General features: G+C 70.7%; 12 protein-coding genes. 1 reads left to right on the forward strand and 11 read right to left on the reverse strand.

What is annotated here, in order from left to right:
* Positions 1 to 63: 63 nt before the first annotated feature.
* The 4 genes from AC069T_RS13795 to AC069T_RS13810 form a co-directional block, all read right to left on the reverse strand.
* Positions 64 to 750 (reverse strand): response regulator transcription factor, encoded by a 687-nt coding sequence (locus AC069T_RS13795; protein WP_478782925.1) that lies wholly within the window; start codon positions 748 to 750, stop codon positions 64 to 66.
* Positions 747 to 1,898, reverse strand: a complete 1,152-nt coding sequence (locus tag AC069T_RS13800) for a sensor histidine kinase (protein WP_478782926.1) — start codon at positions 1,896 to 1,898, stop codon at positions 747 to 749. Before AC069T_RS13800 ends, AC069T_RS13795 begins: the two co-directional genes overlap by 4 nt.
* The gene (locus AC069T_RS13805) at positions 1,895 to 2,110 is read right to left on the reverse strand and encodes a hypothetical protein (RefSeq protein WP_478782927.1); all 216 of its coding nucleotides are present in this window, start codon (positions 2,108 to 2,110) and stop codon (positions 1,895 to 1,897) included. Before AC069T_RS13805 ends, AC069T_RS13800 begins: the two co-directional genes overlap by 4 nt.
* A gap of 250 nt (positions 2,111 to 2,360) precedes the next feature.
* A complete protein-coding gene (locus tag AC069T_RS13810; RefSeq protein ID WP_478782928.1) occupies positions 2,361 to 4,484 on the reverse strand; it encodes a DNA gyrase/topoisomerase IV subunit B in 2,124 nt (707 codons plus the stop codon).
* A gap of 438 nt (positions 4,485 to 4,922) precedes the next feature.
* On the opposite strand from AC069T_RS13810, the gene AC069T_RS13815 reads away from it, so the two are divergent.
* Entirely contained in the window at positions 4,923 to 5,153 is a 231-nt protein-coding gene (locus tag AC069T_RS13815; protein ID WP_358851474.1) for a DUF7455 domain-containing protein, read from the forward strand.
* 112 nt (positions 5,154 to 5,265) lie between these two features.
* Here the strand turns inward: AC069T_RS13815 and AC069T_RS13820 are convergent, their stop codons facing one another.
* From AC069T_RS13820 to AC069T_RS13850, 7 genes are all read right to left on the reverse strand, one after another.
* Positions 5,266 to 6,084: a S1 family serine peptidase gene (locus AC069T_RS13820; RefSeq protein ID WP_478782929.1), complete on the reverse strand. Its 819-nt coding sequence runs from the start codon at positions 6,082 to 6,084 to the stop codon at positions 5,266 to 5,268.
* Between the two features lie 132 nt (positions 6,085 to 6,216).
* A complete protein-coding gene (locus AC069T_RS13825) occupies positions 6,217 to 7,758 on the reverse strand; it encodes an RNA polymerase sigma factor (RefSeq protein WP_478782930.1) in 1,542 nt (513 codons plus the stop codon).
* Positions 7,759 to 8,162: 404 nt separating this feature from the next.
* Positions 8,163 to 9,050, reverse strand: a complete 888-nt coding sequence (locus tag AC069T_RS13830; protein WP_478782931.1) for a FadR/GntR family transcriptional regulator — start codon at positions 9,048 to 9,050, stop codon at positions 8,163 to 8,165.
* 162 nt (positions 9,051 to 9,212) lie between these two features.
* Positions 9,213 to 10,970, reverse strand: coding sequence for an ABC transporter ATP-binding protein (locus AC069T_RS13835; protein WP_478782932.1), 1,758 nt, complete (start codon positions 10,968 to 10,970; stop codon positions 9,213 to 9,215).
* A gap of 138 nt (positions 10,971 to 11,108) precedes the next feature.
* Positions 11,109 to 11,867 (reverse strand): NUDIX hydrolase, encoded by a 759-nt coding sequence (locus tag AC069T_RS13840; RefSeq protein ID WP_478782933.1) that lies wholly within the window; start codon positions 11,865 to 11,867, stop codon positions 11,109 to 11,111.
* 130 nt (positions 11,868 to 11,997) lie between these two features.
* Positions 11,998 to 12,276, reverse strand: coding sequence for a hypothetical protein (locus tag AC069T_RS13845; RefSeq protein WP_478782934.1), 279 nt, complete (start codon positions 12,274 to 12,276; stop codon positions 11,998 to 12,000).
* 688 nt (positions 12,277 to 12,964) lie between these two features.
* The gene (locus AC069T_RS13850; RefSeq protein ID WP_478782935.1) at positions 12,965 to 14,467 is read right to left on the reverse strand and encodes a DUF4192 domain-containing protein; all 1,503 of its coding nucleotides are present in this window, start codon (positions 14,465 to 14,467) and stop codon (positions 12,965 to 12,967) included.
* Positions 14,468 to 15,083 lie beyond the last annotated feature (616 nt).

Below are 15,083 nucleotides of genomic sequence, written 5' to 3' on the forward strand. Positions count from 1 at the left end.
AGGATGGACAGAACGGGAAGATCCCGGCCTCTTCAATCCGTGGTCTTCACTCCATCAGGTGACTCACGTCAGTGATGGCCGCACCAGCCCCTTCCCGTAGGCATAACGGACCGCCTGTGCACGGTCCTTGAGTCCCGTCTTGGCGAACATATTGTTGATGTGGGTCTTCACGGTGGCCGTGGACACATGCAGCTTGCGGGCGATCTCATGGTTGGAGAGGCCTTCGGCGATCAGGACCAGCACCTCCACCTCGCGGGTGGTGAGCCCGTCGGGCGCCTCCGACGGCCCTGCCGGCGGTTCCGGCTCGGTCTGCGACAGCCGCTCCAGCAGGCGCCGTTGGATGCTGGGCGACAGCCCGGCATCCCCGGAGCACACGCTCTGCACCGCTCGCACGATCTCGTCGCCGCCCGCGTCCTTGGTGAGATAGCCCCGGGCGCCGGCTCTGATCGCGGGGAACAGCGAGTCGTCGTCCCCGAATGTGGTGAGTACGACGACCTGGGTGCCGGGATACTCGGCCCTGATGCGCCGGGTCGCCTCGACTCCGTCACAGCGCGGCATCCGCAGGTCCATCAGGACCACATCCGGAGCCAGTTCGGCGACGAGCGCCACAGCCTCGTCACCGTCGGCCGCCGCTCCGACGACCTCGACTCCGGGCAGCAGCCCCAGCAGCATGACGATGCCCTCGCGCACCACGGTCTGGTCGTCCGCCACGACGACCCGCGCCGGCTTCCGCCCCGGGTCCTCCGTCATAGGGGCACCTTCAGCGTCACCACGAATCCCTCCTCCCGCGGTCCGGCCTCCAGCGAACCGCCCAGCAACTCGGCACGCTCCCGCATGCCCAGCAGACCGTACCCGGCACCGGAGCCGGTCATCTCTCCCGGCGGCCCGCCCGAATCCCGCACGTCCAGCCGCACTTCGTGGTCCCCGTAGTCCAGGCACATGTGGATCTCGGCCCCCGGCGCGTGCTTCCGGACGTTCGTCAGGGCCTCTTGTGCGACCCTGCGCACCGCCTGTGACGCCTCCGCGGGCAGCAGCCGTCGCTCACCCGTCACCGTGACGTCCGCGGCGTCGGCCGTGGCGACGAGTTCGCTGAGGAAGTCCTCCAGCGGGGACATCTCACCGCGCAGCGCGGAAAGAGCCTGTCGTGTCTCGGCGAGGCCTTCCCTGGCCATCCCCCGGGCGGCCACCACCCGTTCGAGTACCCGGTCCTGGCCGGCGCCCCGTTCGATCAGGAGCCGGGCCGCCTCCAGGTGCACGAGCTGTGCGGAGAGGCTGTGCGCCAGCACGTCGTGGATCTCCCGGGCGATCCTGGCCCGTTCCGCGAGGGCGGCCGACTCCGCCTCGGCCGCGCGCGCCGCCCGCTCCTGGGCGAGCAGCCGCTGGGCGCTGCCGCGCGCCTCGGCGTCGAGCCGCAGGACGTAGCCGGCCAGGGCGAGGCCGCCGACCGTCGCCAGGGTCGTCAGCCGGCCGTCGTCGTTGATCAGCGCGTACCCGGTGAGCGCCACGGAGGTGGTGGGCAGTGCGGCCGCGAGAGGCAGCCGCTCGATGGCACTGACGGCACACGCACAGCACAGGACGAGGGCGGGAATCTGCAAGCCCGTCCCCTGGGCCGCCGTCGCGACCACGAGCAACAGCGCGAACAGGCCCAGCGAGGGCAGGAGGCGGTGTTCGAGTGTGTTGTGCAAGAAGCCCCAGGCGGCGAGGGCGCACAACACGACGCCCAGCGCCGCCGCAGCGACGCCCCAGCCCTGAAGCCGATCGTCCGAGAACGTCGTCCACAGGAGGGCGCCGAGGGCCAGCAGGCGGACGGCCCAGGCCAGCGCTCGACGGGGCCTCGGCACCCCGTCCGGGGACAGAGCCTCGCGGGAGGGCCAGCGCGTCCACGCGTTCTCCGTCATACGGACTCCTTCCACGCGGCGCGCGGTACGCGGTCACCGCAGGGCGCACTCCCCGTGGCCACCACAGGCAGCGCCTGAGAGCGCCGGAGCAGGATCCCGGAGCGGACGAGCAGGGTGGCCGCCAGGGCGAGCAGCAGGGCGGAGGCATCGGCCTGCGGGCCGGTCTGTACGGCGCCGGGGTCTGGCTCGGTGTCGTTGGCAAACCCCGGCATCCGGGCCTCCGCGGGCGAAGAGAGCGAGTGCCGTCAGCGGAAGCTGTCGACGCCTTCGACGCTACGGAGATCGCGTGGCCGGCAGATCGGCCCCCGGGTGGATCAAGGGTGGATCTCCCACGGCCAAGACCTCCACCCACGGGTGGACACGCTGAGTAGTTCCACCTGGTCACTCGCGTTGCCGGGCCTCGGATCCCGGGGCACGCGCCCGCTCCCGCCCACGGAAGAAAGGCCCCCGCCGGACAGCTCCCTACGCGTCGATCCGCGACCGGTCCAACGTAGCCGCCGAGCTGGAGATGAACTCCTTGCGCGGCGCCACATCGTTCCCCATCAGCAGGTCGAACACCTGCTCGGACGCTTCGAGGTCGGAGATGTTGATCCGGCGCAGCGTGCGGTGGCGCGGGTCCATCGTCGTCTCGGCCAGCTGGTCGGCGTCCATCTCACCGAGACCCTTGTACCGCTGGATCGAGTCCTTGTAGCGCACGTTCTTGCGCTGCAGCTCCAGCAGCGTCTCGCGCAGCTCACGGTCCGAGTACGTGTAGACGTACTTGTCCTGCCCCTTCTTGGGCTGACTGAGTTCGATGCGGTGCAACGGCGGCACCGCGGCGAACACCCGCCCGGCCTCCACCATCGGCCGCATGTAGCGCTGGAACAGCGTCAGCAGCAGGCACCGGATGTGCGCACCGTCCACATCGGCGTCGACGAGCAGAATGATCTTCCCGTAACGCGCCGCGTCGATGTCGAAGGTCCGCCCGGACCCCGCCCCTATGACCTGGATGATCGCACCGCACTCGGCGTTCTTGAGCATGTCAGTGACGGACGACTTCTGCACGTTGAGGATCTTGCCGCGAATAGGGAGCAGCGCCTGGAACTCGGAGTTCCGTGCCAGCTTCGCGGTGCCGAGCGCGGAGTCGCCCTCCACGATGAACAGCTCACTGCGCTCGACGTCGTCACTGCGGCAGTCCGCGAGCTTGGCGGGCAGCGTGGAGGACTCCAGCGCCGTCTTGCGACGCTGCGCGTCCTTGTGCTGGCGGGCCGCGATGCGCGTACGGGCGGCGGAGACGGCCTTCTCCAGGACGACCCGCGCCTGCGCGGCCGCGTCCCGCTTCGTGGACGTCAGGAACGCCTTGAGCTCCCTGGAGACCACGTTCGTCACGATGCGGCGGGCGGCCGAGGTGCCGAGCACCTCCTTGGTCTGCCCCTCGAACTGAGGTTCGGCGAGACGCACCGTGACGACGGCGGTGAGGCCCTCCAGGGCGTCGTCCTTGACGATGTCGTCCTCGGCGACGCGCAGCAGCTTCTTCGCCCGAAGCACTTCGTTGACCGTCTTGGCGACGGCCTGCTCGAAGCCGGCGACGTGGGTGCCGCCCTTGGGGGTGGCGATGATGTTCACGAACGACTTGAGCGTCGTGTCGTAGCCGGTACCCCAGCGCAGGGCGACGTCGACACCGAGATCACGGGTGACCTCGGTGGGCGTCATCTGACCGTGGTCGTCGAGGACCGGAACAGTCTCCTTGAAGCTGCCCTGCCCGGAGAAGCGCAGCACGTCGCAGACGGGCTTGTCGGCGGCCAGGTACTCGCAGAACTCGCTGATGCCGCCGTCGAAGCGGAACGACTCTTCACCCTTGCTGCCGCCCTCACCGAGCCCGAACTCGTCCCGGACGACGATGGTGAGGCCCGGCACGAGGAAGGCGGTCTGGCGGGCGCGCTGGTGCAGGTTCTCCAGGGAGAGCTTGGCCTCCTTGAGGAAGATCTGGATGTCGGCCCAGTAACGCACGCGTGTGCCGTTACGCGCCTTGGGGATCTTCTTCGTCTTGCGCAGGCCGCTGCCGGCGTCGAACTTGGCGTCCGCCCCCATGCCGGCGAATGCGCCCGGCACACCGCGGCGGAAGCTGATGGCGTGCGTGTAGCCGTTGCGGTCGACCTCGACGTCCAGCCGGGCGGACAGCGCGTTCACCACCGAGGCGCCCACACCGTGCAGACCGCCCGAGGCGGCGTACGAGCCTCCGCCGAACTTGCCGCCGGCGTGCAGCTTGGTCATGACGACCTCGACGCCGGAGAGGCCGGTCTTGGGCTCGACGTCCACGGGAATGCCTCGGCCGTTGTCCCGCACCTCGACGGACGCGTCGTCGTGCAGGATCACCTCGATGTGGTCGCAGTACCCTCCGAGGGCCTCGTCCACCGAGTTGTCGATGATCTCCCAGAGGCAGTGCATCAGGCCACGGCTGTCGGTCGAGCCGATGTACATGCCAGGGCGCTTGCGTACGGCCTCGAGTCCTTCCAGGACGAGCAGGTGCCGCGCGGTGTAGTTGGAACCGTCCCGGTCTGCTCCGGTCAGCAACGCTGTGGACGGCACGGACGTCTCGGCGGTCACGCGGTTCGCTCCTCGCTGAATTTCACATGGCACCCTTTTGGGTAAGGGCCCGGCTTGGTTCGCCGCTCAGAGGGTACCGAGGCCTGGTAGAGCCGTTGTAGCGCCACCCTCGTCCGAACTTAGACTAGTCGAGAGTCGCATAGGTGTTCGATCCCTCGATGGAGTGAAGTACATATCACGTTCCCTTCCGGGCATGAACCATTTAGGCTCCGGGCACGTCCTCATGAACAACCGGCAAGCCAGCCGGAGGACCGACACTGACAGACAACGCGAACCCGTACGACGCGAACCACGTAATACGGCACATTCGCCGCCAACCGGCAGCAGACAGCCACCTCGGAAAGAAATTTTCAAGGAGAAGCCGCGAGCGGGAACGTTTTCGGCCTGGTTGGATGTTGACCCTGGTACGACAGCTCGTCGAGCTAGAGAAGAGGCGACGTGACTACTGTTCTGACCCCCGCGAGCCCGCTGACGGCCGCTGACCGCTGCGACCGTTGCGGCGCCCAGGCATATCTGCGCGTCGTCCTCCTGAGCGGCGGAGAACTGCTCTTCTGCGCCCACCACGGTCGCAAGTTCGAGCCGGAACTCAAGAAGATCGCCGCTGAGATACAGGACGAGACGGAGCGGCTGACGACCGTTCCTGCGAGCGTCAACGAAGAGGAACGCTGACACTTCGCGTCGACGACGAGCGAGTGCCCGGCATCAGGCCGGTCTGCGGGCGGCCACCCCCTCTACACAGGGGGTGGCCGCCCGTACTCGTACCGCATCGCGTTTTCGGCGCTCAGCGACCTCCGTCGAGCCTGCGGATCGCGTCCGACACCCGCGTGTAGACGCCGGGGCTCCCCGCCCGCCCGCAGCCGCTGCCCCACGACACCAGGCCGATCAGCCGCCCGTGAGCGACCAGCGGCCCCCCGCTGTCCCCCTGGCAGGCGTCCCGGCCGCCTGCGAGTTCCCCGGCGCACAGCATGGAGGCGGCCCGGTACGTGCCGTCCGAGCTGCCCGGGTACGCCTCCGCGCAGTCCGCGTCGGGCAGCACCCTCACGCGTGCGGCCCGCAGGCTGCCCGCGTAGTCCCCGGCGCCCGTGGTGTCTCCCCAGCCATAGACCTCGGCGACCGTCCCGGGGGCGTACGAGGGGTCGCCCTTCGGCGCCGGACTGATGACGTAGCTCTCGGGAAGCGGAGCGGCGAGGGTGATGACCCCGAAGTCCCCGGCCTTCGTCCGGGTGTCGTACGCGGGGTTCACCCAGGTGTCGCGCACCTGGATCTCCCGGCCGGAGTCCGACGTCAGCTGCGCCCGGCCCGCGATGACCCTCAGGTCCCGCACCTGCTGCGAGGGCGCCCCGAGTACGTCCTCGCTCAGACAGTGAGCGGCGGTCAGGACCGTCGACCTGCCGATCACCACACCTCCGCAGAACTGCCCCGCCCGCGTACCCCCGAACCGGTCACGGCTGGCCAGCGCCACCGTCCACGGACTCTGGGAGATCTCGACCGGATAGCCGCCGATGACGACGCTGTCGGCCGCCACAGGGGCGGGGGACGCCAGCGGTATCACGGCCGTCGTGGCCGCGAGGGCCAGGATTCGGGCGTAGGGACGACGCATGCACGCTCCTCACTCAGGGGTGGTCGTGGAAGACCCAGAGTGATCCAGCGGCGGCCGGTGCGCACGCCGCACATGCGTCGAGGGCCCGGCTCCCCCGCGGGAGCCGGGCCCTCGACGACGTACGGCCGGGGCCTAGTCCAGGTAGTCGCGCAGCACCTGCGAGCGCGACGGGTGACGCAGCTTCGACATGGTCTTGGACTCGATCTGACGGATCCGCTCACGCGTCACGCCGTAGACCTTGCCGATCTCGTCGAGGGTCTTCGGCTGACCGTCGGTGAGACCGAAACGCATGGACACGACACCCGCCTCGCGCTCGGAGAGCGTGTCCAGGACGGAGTGCAGCTGCTCCTGCAGAAGCGTGAAGCTGACCGCGTCCGCCGGGACCACGGCCTCGGAGTCCTCGATGAGGTCACCGAACTCGCTGTCGCCGTCCTCACCCAGGGGGGTGTGCAGCGAGATGGGCTCACGACCGTACTTCTGGACCTCGATGACCTTCTCGGGGGTCATGTCGAGTTCCTTGGCCAGCTCCTCCGGGGTGGGCTCGCGGCCCAGGTCCTGGAGCATCTGGCGCTGCACGCGCGCGAGCTTGTTGATGACCTCGACCATGTGCACCGGGATACGGATGGTGCGGGCCTGGTCGGCCATCGCGCGGGTGATCGCCTGACGGATCCACCAGGTGGCGTACGTGGAGAACTTGTAGCCCTTGGTGTAGTCGAACTTCTCCACGGCGCGGATCAGACCGAGGTTGCCCTCCTGGATGAGGTCCAGGAAGAGCATGCCGCGGCCGGTGTAGCGCTTGGCCAGGGAGACCACCAGACGGAGGTTGGCCTCCAGGAGGTGGTTCTTGGCGCGGCGGCCGTCCTCGGCGATGATCTCCAGCTCGCGCTTGAGCTTGGGGGCGAGCTTGTCGGCGTTCGCCAGCTTGTCCTCGGCGAAGAGACCGGCCTCGATGCGCTTGGCGAGCTCCACCTCCTGCTCGGCGTTGAGCAGCGGGACCTTGCCGATCTGCTTGAGGTAGTCCTTGACGGGGTCGGCGGTGGCACCGGCGACGGCGACCTGCTGGGCCGGCGCGTCGTCCTCGTCGTCGTCGGAGAGGACGAAGCCCTTGCTCTCGCCACCCTCCTCCTCCTCTTCACCGGGCTTGACGGCGCCGGCGGTCTCCTCGACCGCCTCGTCGTCGACCAGCTCGGCGTCGTCCTTCTTGGAGGTGGTCTTCTTGGCCGCCGTCTTCTTGGCGACGCTCTTCTTCGCGACAGTCTTCTTGGCGGTCGCCTTCTTGGCGGCGACCTGCTTCACGGACGGGTCCTCAGCCGGATCGTCCGCTGCGGGCGCGGCCGGGGCAGCGGTGGCGGTGGCCTTCTTGGCCGTCACCGTCTTCGCCGCGACGGTCTTGGTCGCGGTGCGCTTCGCCGGACTCTTCGCTGCGACGCTCTTTCGGGTGCGCTTGGGCTCCGCGGCACTGACCATCAGCGTCACACCCTCTTCCTCGAGGATCTGGTTGAGGCTGCGCAGTACGTTCTTCCACTGAGTGGCCGGAATCTGGTCAGCTTCGAAGGCCCGACGCACGTCATCGCCGGCGATCTGCCCCTCAGCCTTTCCCCGCTCGATGAGCGCCATGACAGAGACGGACTCGGCGATCTCCGGCGGGAGCGTACGGGATGTGCTGGCCGACACGAACAACCTCTCGGAACGTTGGAAAACGGCTTCCGGCCCCGTCCGGTGCGGACAGGAGCCGACGACCGCCGACTGGGGATGGGTCGACGGCGCGGGCGGGGGCCGGGAAGTTGAACAGCGCCGTCAACGGCGTCCGTATTCCTTCCTCGGCAGTCACCTCTTAGGTCATCGCGTGGTTCCGAGGAGCGTTACGCCCAATCTGCGTGGCCCGAGTCACACCCCGTAAGCACACAGAAGCGGTCGAATAATGTCAGAGGTGCTCATTCTGCGGGCTGTGTGGCCCCTCGCACCACCGGACCCCGCCGATCCCGGAAGATCCAACGAGGTCCGGCGGAAAACGACGGGCCGTTCGCGCGATGCCACTCGCGGGCAACCGTCCGCGACCGCGCCACCCTCGATGCGCGTCAGTGCTCGCGCGGTGCGGGCACCACACGCTCCACCTCGGGGTGCACGGTGAGCAGCTGACGCATCGCGGCCTCGGCCGCCGCTCCGTCGCTCGCCGCGAGGGCGTCGACGATCCGGGCATGGCACGACAGCGACGCCTCGGTCGGCCGGTCGCAGCCGGTGACGGGGTTGCCGGCGACCTGGAGCGCCGCGGAGACGATCCCGGAGAGGTGCTCCAGCATGCGGTTCCCGGCGACCTGGATGAGGAGGGAATGGAACTCCCCGTCGGCCCGGGAGAAGGTCAGCGCGTCACCCTGCGCCATGGCGTGACCCATGATCTCGATCATGTCGCCGAGTCGCTGCTGCACCTCCTCGCGTCCGTGGCCGGCCGCCAGGCGTGCCGCGAGCGGTTCGATCGTCCAGCGCAGCTCGCTGAGCTCACGGCGCTGGTCGTCGCGCTGCGGCCCGTAAGCCCGCCACTCGATGATGTCCGGGTCGAGCAGGTTCCAGTCGCTGACGGGACGCACGCGCGTGCCGACGTTGGGCCGCGCGCTCACGAGGCCCTTCGCCTCGAGGACGCGGAGCGACTCGCGGACGACGGTACGGGAGACCTCGAACCGCTGGCCGATTTCCTCGGGCACGAGCGGGCGGTCCGCGCCCAGGTCGCCGGAGACGATCATCTGGCCCAGCTGCTGAACGAGTTGGCCGTGCAGTCCGCGGCCGCGGCTGCCGCCGGCCCGCCGTCCCACGCGGCCCAGCTCCGGGTCCGAGTGCTCCCAGGCGGGAATGCCCACGCGGCCGACACCGGGGGTTTCGGCGTAGGGATAGCGGTCGAGATCGCCCGGGCCGGCCAGGCCGGAGTCTGCGGAGCGGGCGGCGGTCATCATGGTGTGCGCAAGGGTACTCACGGATCCTTTGTCGGCGCCCCGTTCAACTCCCTTGAGGTCTTTGGTGAAAAGCACACGAAAGGGTGATCGCTCACCCCGTCGCAATTGACGCCTTATCGGAAAGAAATGGGCGTTCCCCGGGGAGTTGTGTGCAGCGGCGGACGGGAAGGGCGCGGATGGCCGTCATCGGACCCTGCCCCGCACGCTCGTGAGCAGATATGCGCAGAGCAGGGCGGCCAGCGACAACGTCAGCGCGCCGCCGACGGGTTGAGCCACCGCCTTCGCTCCGGCGGCCAGAACGCGCTCCCCGCCGAACGGCCACTGCGACAGCAGGTGCTCCCGCAGCCGCACGGAGAATCCGGCCGTCGTCCGCACGTGCGGACTCTCGACGGCCTTCTGTACGAGCGGTACGACGAGGACCGGCACGGTGAGCACGGCGGCGAGCCCCGCCGTCGTGGACCGGAAGATTCCCGCGGCCAGCACCCCCGCCCAGGCGCACGCCACCACGACGGCGATCCAACTCACGCCGAGGGAAAGCCATTCAGGGGGAACTCCGGTGAGCTCGCGGCCGTAGACGAGATAGAGCACCTCCTGATCGCAGGCCACGGTGAGGACGGCCAGCATCAGTGCCGTGGCCCCGGCGACCAGGAGCTTGGCGACGAGCAGGCCGAGCCTTCGGGGCACGGTGCCCCGGTCCGCCGCGAGGGCGGGATGACGGAACTCCTCACCGAAGGCGAGCGCACCGAGCAGCCCCGCGCCGAGCGCCGCGGGCGGCAGCGGAAGCTCCCTCGGCCATGCAGCGAGGAGACGCGCCTGCGGGGTGTGCCCGATCCGCGCCGCCAGGACGGACACGAGCACGGAGGTGACGAGTACGGCGGCCGCCGTGAGGTAGCCGGTGGCGACTCCGCCGGCGCGACGCAGTTCGTAGCGCAGCGGGCGCAGTGGGCCGGGAGCCTGGCGGACGCTGATGGGCGTCGGCAGGAGGGACGGGGCGTCGTCCGGGCTCAGCGTCCCGGCCGGCGACATCCCCTCGCTCTCGGCCCCATCGGGGGCCGAGGCGGCGCGGGGTCCCATGTCCCCTACCTCGTCGGCGAGTTGGTGGACGAGGATGCCGTGGCGGAAGGCGGTCTCGCCGACGTCGGCGCATGCGCTGCCGTACACGGAGAGCCGGTTGCCGTCCTCGTGGACGACCTCGACGGAGCGCCGGGCGGCCCTGGCCTCCTTGGCGAGCAGGGTGCCGAGCCGGGCCGCGTGGGGGCTGCGGACAGCGACCCTGGGGCGCAGCCGGGTGCGGGCGAAGTCGGCGGCGTCCTGGTCGGCGAGCAGCCTTCCCTCCGCCAGCGTGACGACCCGGTCCGCGGCTCCCGCCGCCTCTTTGGGGTCGTCGGTGGTGAACAGCACGGTGCCGCCCTGTGCGGCGTGCGCGCGCAGGATCCCGTGCAGCCAGCGCCCTTCGCGCGGCGCGAGCCCGGTCGCGGGCTCGTCGAGCACGAGCGTGTGCGGATCGGCAAGGAGTGCGCACGCGAGGCCGAGGCGTCGGTCCATGCCGCGTGAGAGGTTGCCGAGGCGTTCGTCGCGCAGGCTGACGAGGCCCACGACTTCGAGGACCTCGTCGGCGCGGCGCACGGGCACGCCCGCGGCGGCGCACAGCATGCGGAGTTGCCCGCGGACGGTACGGGCCGGGTGGCCGGGCACCTCGCCGAGGAGAACTCCCACTTCGCGGGACGGATGGGCGATGCGGTGCAGCGGCCTTCCCCTGAAGTAGGTGATGCCGCGGCCCTGTTGGAGTTCGAGCATGAGCCTCAGCGCCGTCGTCTTGCCTGCGCCCGGCGCTGCGAGCAGTGCGGTGACACGGCCCGCGTGTGCCTCGAAGGAGACGTCGTCGAGGGCGGGCGGCAGCTCCTTGCGAGGGTTGCTGGTCAGTCCGATGGCCTGGATCACCTGATGCAAGATAGCGCGACACTTGCCCTTTTTCGGGCATATTGGGGCAGACTTCGAGCCGGCTTCGCACCGTTCCCGGCTCCGGGGCTCGCAGTTGCCTCCGGCCGGTCCCTGCGCGGCCGTGGTCACTGCACGGTGTCAGACCTCGGGACGCAGCATCGGCGGGTTGAGGAGTGTGGCGCCCCCGGCGCGGAAGAGCTGTGCGGGGCGGCCCCCCTGCCGGGTGGTCGTACCGCCCGTGGGGACGAGGAAGCCCGGTGTGCCCGTGACCTTGCGATGGAAGTTGCGCGGGTCGAGCGCCACGCCCCACACGGCCTCGTACACCCGGCGCAGCTCTCCGACGGTGAACTCGGTCGGGCAGAAGGCAGTGGCCAGCGACGAGTACTCGATCTTGGAACGGGCGCGCTCCACACCGTCCGACAGGATCTGCGCGTGGTCGAACGCGAGCGGCGCGGCCTGCTCGCCGTCGCGGGCGTAGCCACCCTGCTGCAACAGCTCTTCGACGGGTGCCCAGCGTGCGCTGTTGGCGTCGCCCCCCGCCCTGGGGGCCGGCAGATCGGGAGCCAGGGCGAGATGGGCGACGCTGACCACCCGCATCCGCGGGTCGCGCTCGGGATCGCCGTAGGTCGCGAGCTGCTCCAGATGCGCGCCGTTGTCCTGCGCCGGGACCGACGGGTCGTGAGCGCACAGTCCCGTCTCCTCGACCAGCTCACGCGCCGCCGCCTGCGCCAGATCCTCGTCGGGCCGTACGAAGCCGCCCGGCAGCGCCCAGCGGCCCTGGAACGGCTGCTCGCCCCTCCTTACCGCGAGCGCGCACAGGGCATGGCGGCGCACGGTCAGCACGACCAGGTCCACGGTCACGGCGAAGGGCGGGAAGGCCGACGGGTCGTAGGGCATGCGGCGATCATAGTCGTCTGCCTGACGATAAACACTCCCTTCCTCGGTCGCATCCGTGGCTGATCCGCTTGCGCCCGGCACGTCGTCCGGGCCCCGGCCGGTCGCTCTCCCCCGGCCGCGTCGCACCAGCTCACGTCCTCAACTGCAGCCGGTCGGCTCCCAGGAGCACCGCGCGGTGGGCGTGCGCCTGCATCTCGCAGCGCAGCGGTCCGCCGGGGTGCGGGTCGGGCAGACAGATGCTGTCGCCGACGGTCTCCCGCAGCCACTGGAGGCGGCGCTCGGTGGCAGGCAGCAGCTCCTCGGTCTCCCGGTCCGGGAGACCCCGGCGTCGGGCCTCCGCCAGGGAGCGTGGGGAACAGCAGGGTCGCCTCCGTGGCGGTGCAGCCCGGCGGCAGGTGGGGGCCGGCACCCCGGCGGGGTCCCGGGATCATTCCGGACTGCGTTCCGCGGTCGGCGAGTTGGGTGCGTGCGGGGGTCCTCTGCCCGCGGCGAGCCGTGTGCGAGTGTCGGTGTCATTCGTGCCGAGACGAGCGCGTCGGCAGGAGCCATGCCGCAGCGCCAGGGGGCTCCTGCGGCGAGGAGCGCGTCGGAGGGATGCGCGGGACGGCGCATCAGCAGGGCCTCGATGTCCTCGACGCGGGTGTCCAGAGGGGGCTGGGTCATGGGGCCGTCGACGGTGACGCCGCCCTGGTTCTGGCGCTGGCCCCGGCCCCCGCCCCGGCCAGAGGACTCTGCGGACCACGCGCCACCGTTCTGCCGAACCCGAACCCGAACCCGAACCCGAACCCGAAGCCGAACCCTGAGCCGTCCGGACGCATGCGGAGCTGCGGGGTCCAGGTGCCGCCGAGCGGCCGTTCCAGTTCCCGGCGCAGCAGGCCGGCGGAAGCGAGCGCGTCGGTGGGCGACGGGTTCGGGTGACTGCCGCCGAGTGGCTGCCGGGGCTGGGCCTGCGCAGACCGGAGGCGTGAACGCCGGCGGCCAGGTGGGCGTGCGGTAGCCCGTGTGGGGGTTCGACGCGCAGGGACGGGGTGCCGTCGGACGGTTCGCTGTGGCGCGTCGACCGCACTCCCCACCGTCCTGGCGTGCAGACAGCGCCCTCATGTGTCCTCCCCCAGCCCCCGACGGCCGACCCGGCGGCCGACCTTCGGCAGGACCTTCGGGCCGTCACCCGTCCGACTCCCGGCATCATCAGCATCATCTGCCGCAACGGCCTCGTCGCCCGCGGAGCGGTTGCCGTCCAGGGAGCGAGCGCCGGACCGGGTGTCGTCGGGGCGACGGTGGCGAGCGGAGGCTGCCCCGGGGGCACGGTTGCTCGGGTGCGTGCCGCCGCCCGCCGCCGAACGCACCCGGCGACGACGGCGGCGAACGGTCGCCGATGCCCGCACCGCTTCGGCGGGCCGCCCGGCACACGACAGCGGCTCCGCGGGGTCGGAGGAGTCCGGATTCTCCGCGGGTCCGGTGGACGCCGCGCCGTCGCCGCGCTCCGCGCGCAGACAGCGGCGGATCGACTCCGGGTCCAGGCCTTCGTTGCACGCCTGGTGCAGGAGGCGGGCGAAGAGGTAGTCGGAGTCGGCTCCGAGTGCCATGGCCAGAGCCTCTCGGGCCTCCAGCTCGTCGCCGGACGACCATGCGACCCATCCGGCGAGGGTGAGGGGCGCGGCCGCGTGCTCGCCGTACGGGCCGACACAACGGCGCGCCAGTGCGCGCCAGAGGCGCAGCGCAGGGCCCGCCTCAGCGCCCTCCATCCACTGCGCCGCACGGTCGCGGGTCGTGCGGTCCTGGATGCCGAGGATGAGGGTGGCCGCCTCGTCGTGTCCGAGAAGCCCGTCGTCGCGGAGGTCGGCCTCGAGTGTGCGGGACATCGGACGGGCGTCGGCAAGGCGTCCCATCACCTTTCGGGCCAGATCCAGGGTTTCCTCCGCGACCTCCGCGCGGCTCACGTCGTCCAGGATTCTGGGGACCAGGGCCATGCTCGCGGCGTCGAGGGCGGCTTCCTGCTCCAGGCGCGCCCTGGTCTCCCACGGAGTGAGCCTGGCCCGGAACTCCCTCAGGCTGCCGCGCACTTGCAGTCCGGCGTAGGTCGCCGCGGCAGCGAGGACGGACGTGCCGGGAAGCCCCATCGGCTGGCCCTGCGGCGGGCAACAGGCCTCGCCGGGGCAGCAGTACGACCAGAAACGGCCGTCCGAGATGCACAGGGCCTCGACGACCGGTACGTCGAAGCTGCCGCAGGCCGTGCGCAGCAGCTGGGCGAGTGGCCGCAGGCGTTCCATGACGTCCCGCCCCGTCTCGCCGCTGCGCGGCTCCTGGCAGAGGTAGGCGACCATGGTCTCCGGCCGGCCGCCCCTGCGCTCGCTTCCCGTCACCAGTCCCCGGGCCAGCTGTCCGGCCACGGAGGGCCAGTCGTCCGTCTGGGCGGGGATGCCGAGCCGCGCCCGTCCGCCGAACCGACCGCTCCGCTCCCGGTCGTGGAGGGCGACGAGCACGATGCTGTCCTCGGGGCGGTAGCCGAGGAGATACGGGAGCGCGTCGGCGAGCTCCGCCGGTGTTCGCAGCGTGACCTGCTGCTGGCCGGAGAGGCCCGGGACCTCGGCGTGCCCCACGAATGCGAGCGGTTCCGAGGGAGTCGCACCTCCAGCGACTGCGGCAGCGTCAGCCGCCCCGCCTCCGGGCTCGCCGAGTTCCCGATCGCGTGCTTCATCAAGTCCCGGATCCCGTGCTTCATCGCATCCCGGTTCTCCGACGGACTCCCCCGGGGTCGGGTGCTCCGTCGGGACACCCACGCTCGCGCCGTCGCCGTCCTCCAGCGTCCTCTCGCCCGCGTCGTCCGCCGCGGCGCTCTCTTCAACGGACGCGGTTGGCTCGCTCCCGCCCACGCATGGCGGGGACACACTCTCGACCTCCGCGGTGCATGATCCGAGGTCCACGAGCCCGAGAGTCCTCTCATCCCCGGCGTGGGCGCGCGCCTCCGGGCGCTCCGCCCACCCCGCATCCCGGTGATCGGCCCGTCCCGGGCCTCCGTGATCGATCCGACCCCGGTCCCCGCGGCGGTCCGCCCGCGCGTTGATGTCGTCTTCGCTGGAGGTGCCGGTCGTTTCGCTGTGATTCGTCATGCCGTGACCATCCCGCGAAACCGAAATCTCCGCTGCGACCTGTGGATAACCACGAACATGGACACGACACGAGTTGTCCACAGTCTGGTCCGCTCGTTCGCGCTTT

It is taken from the genome of Streptomyces sp. NPDC043867 (assembly GCF_056435845.1).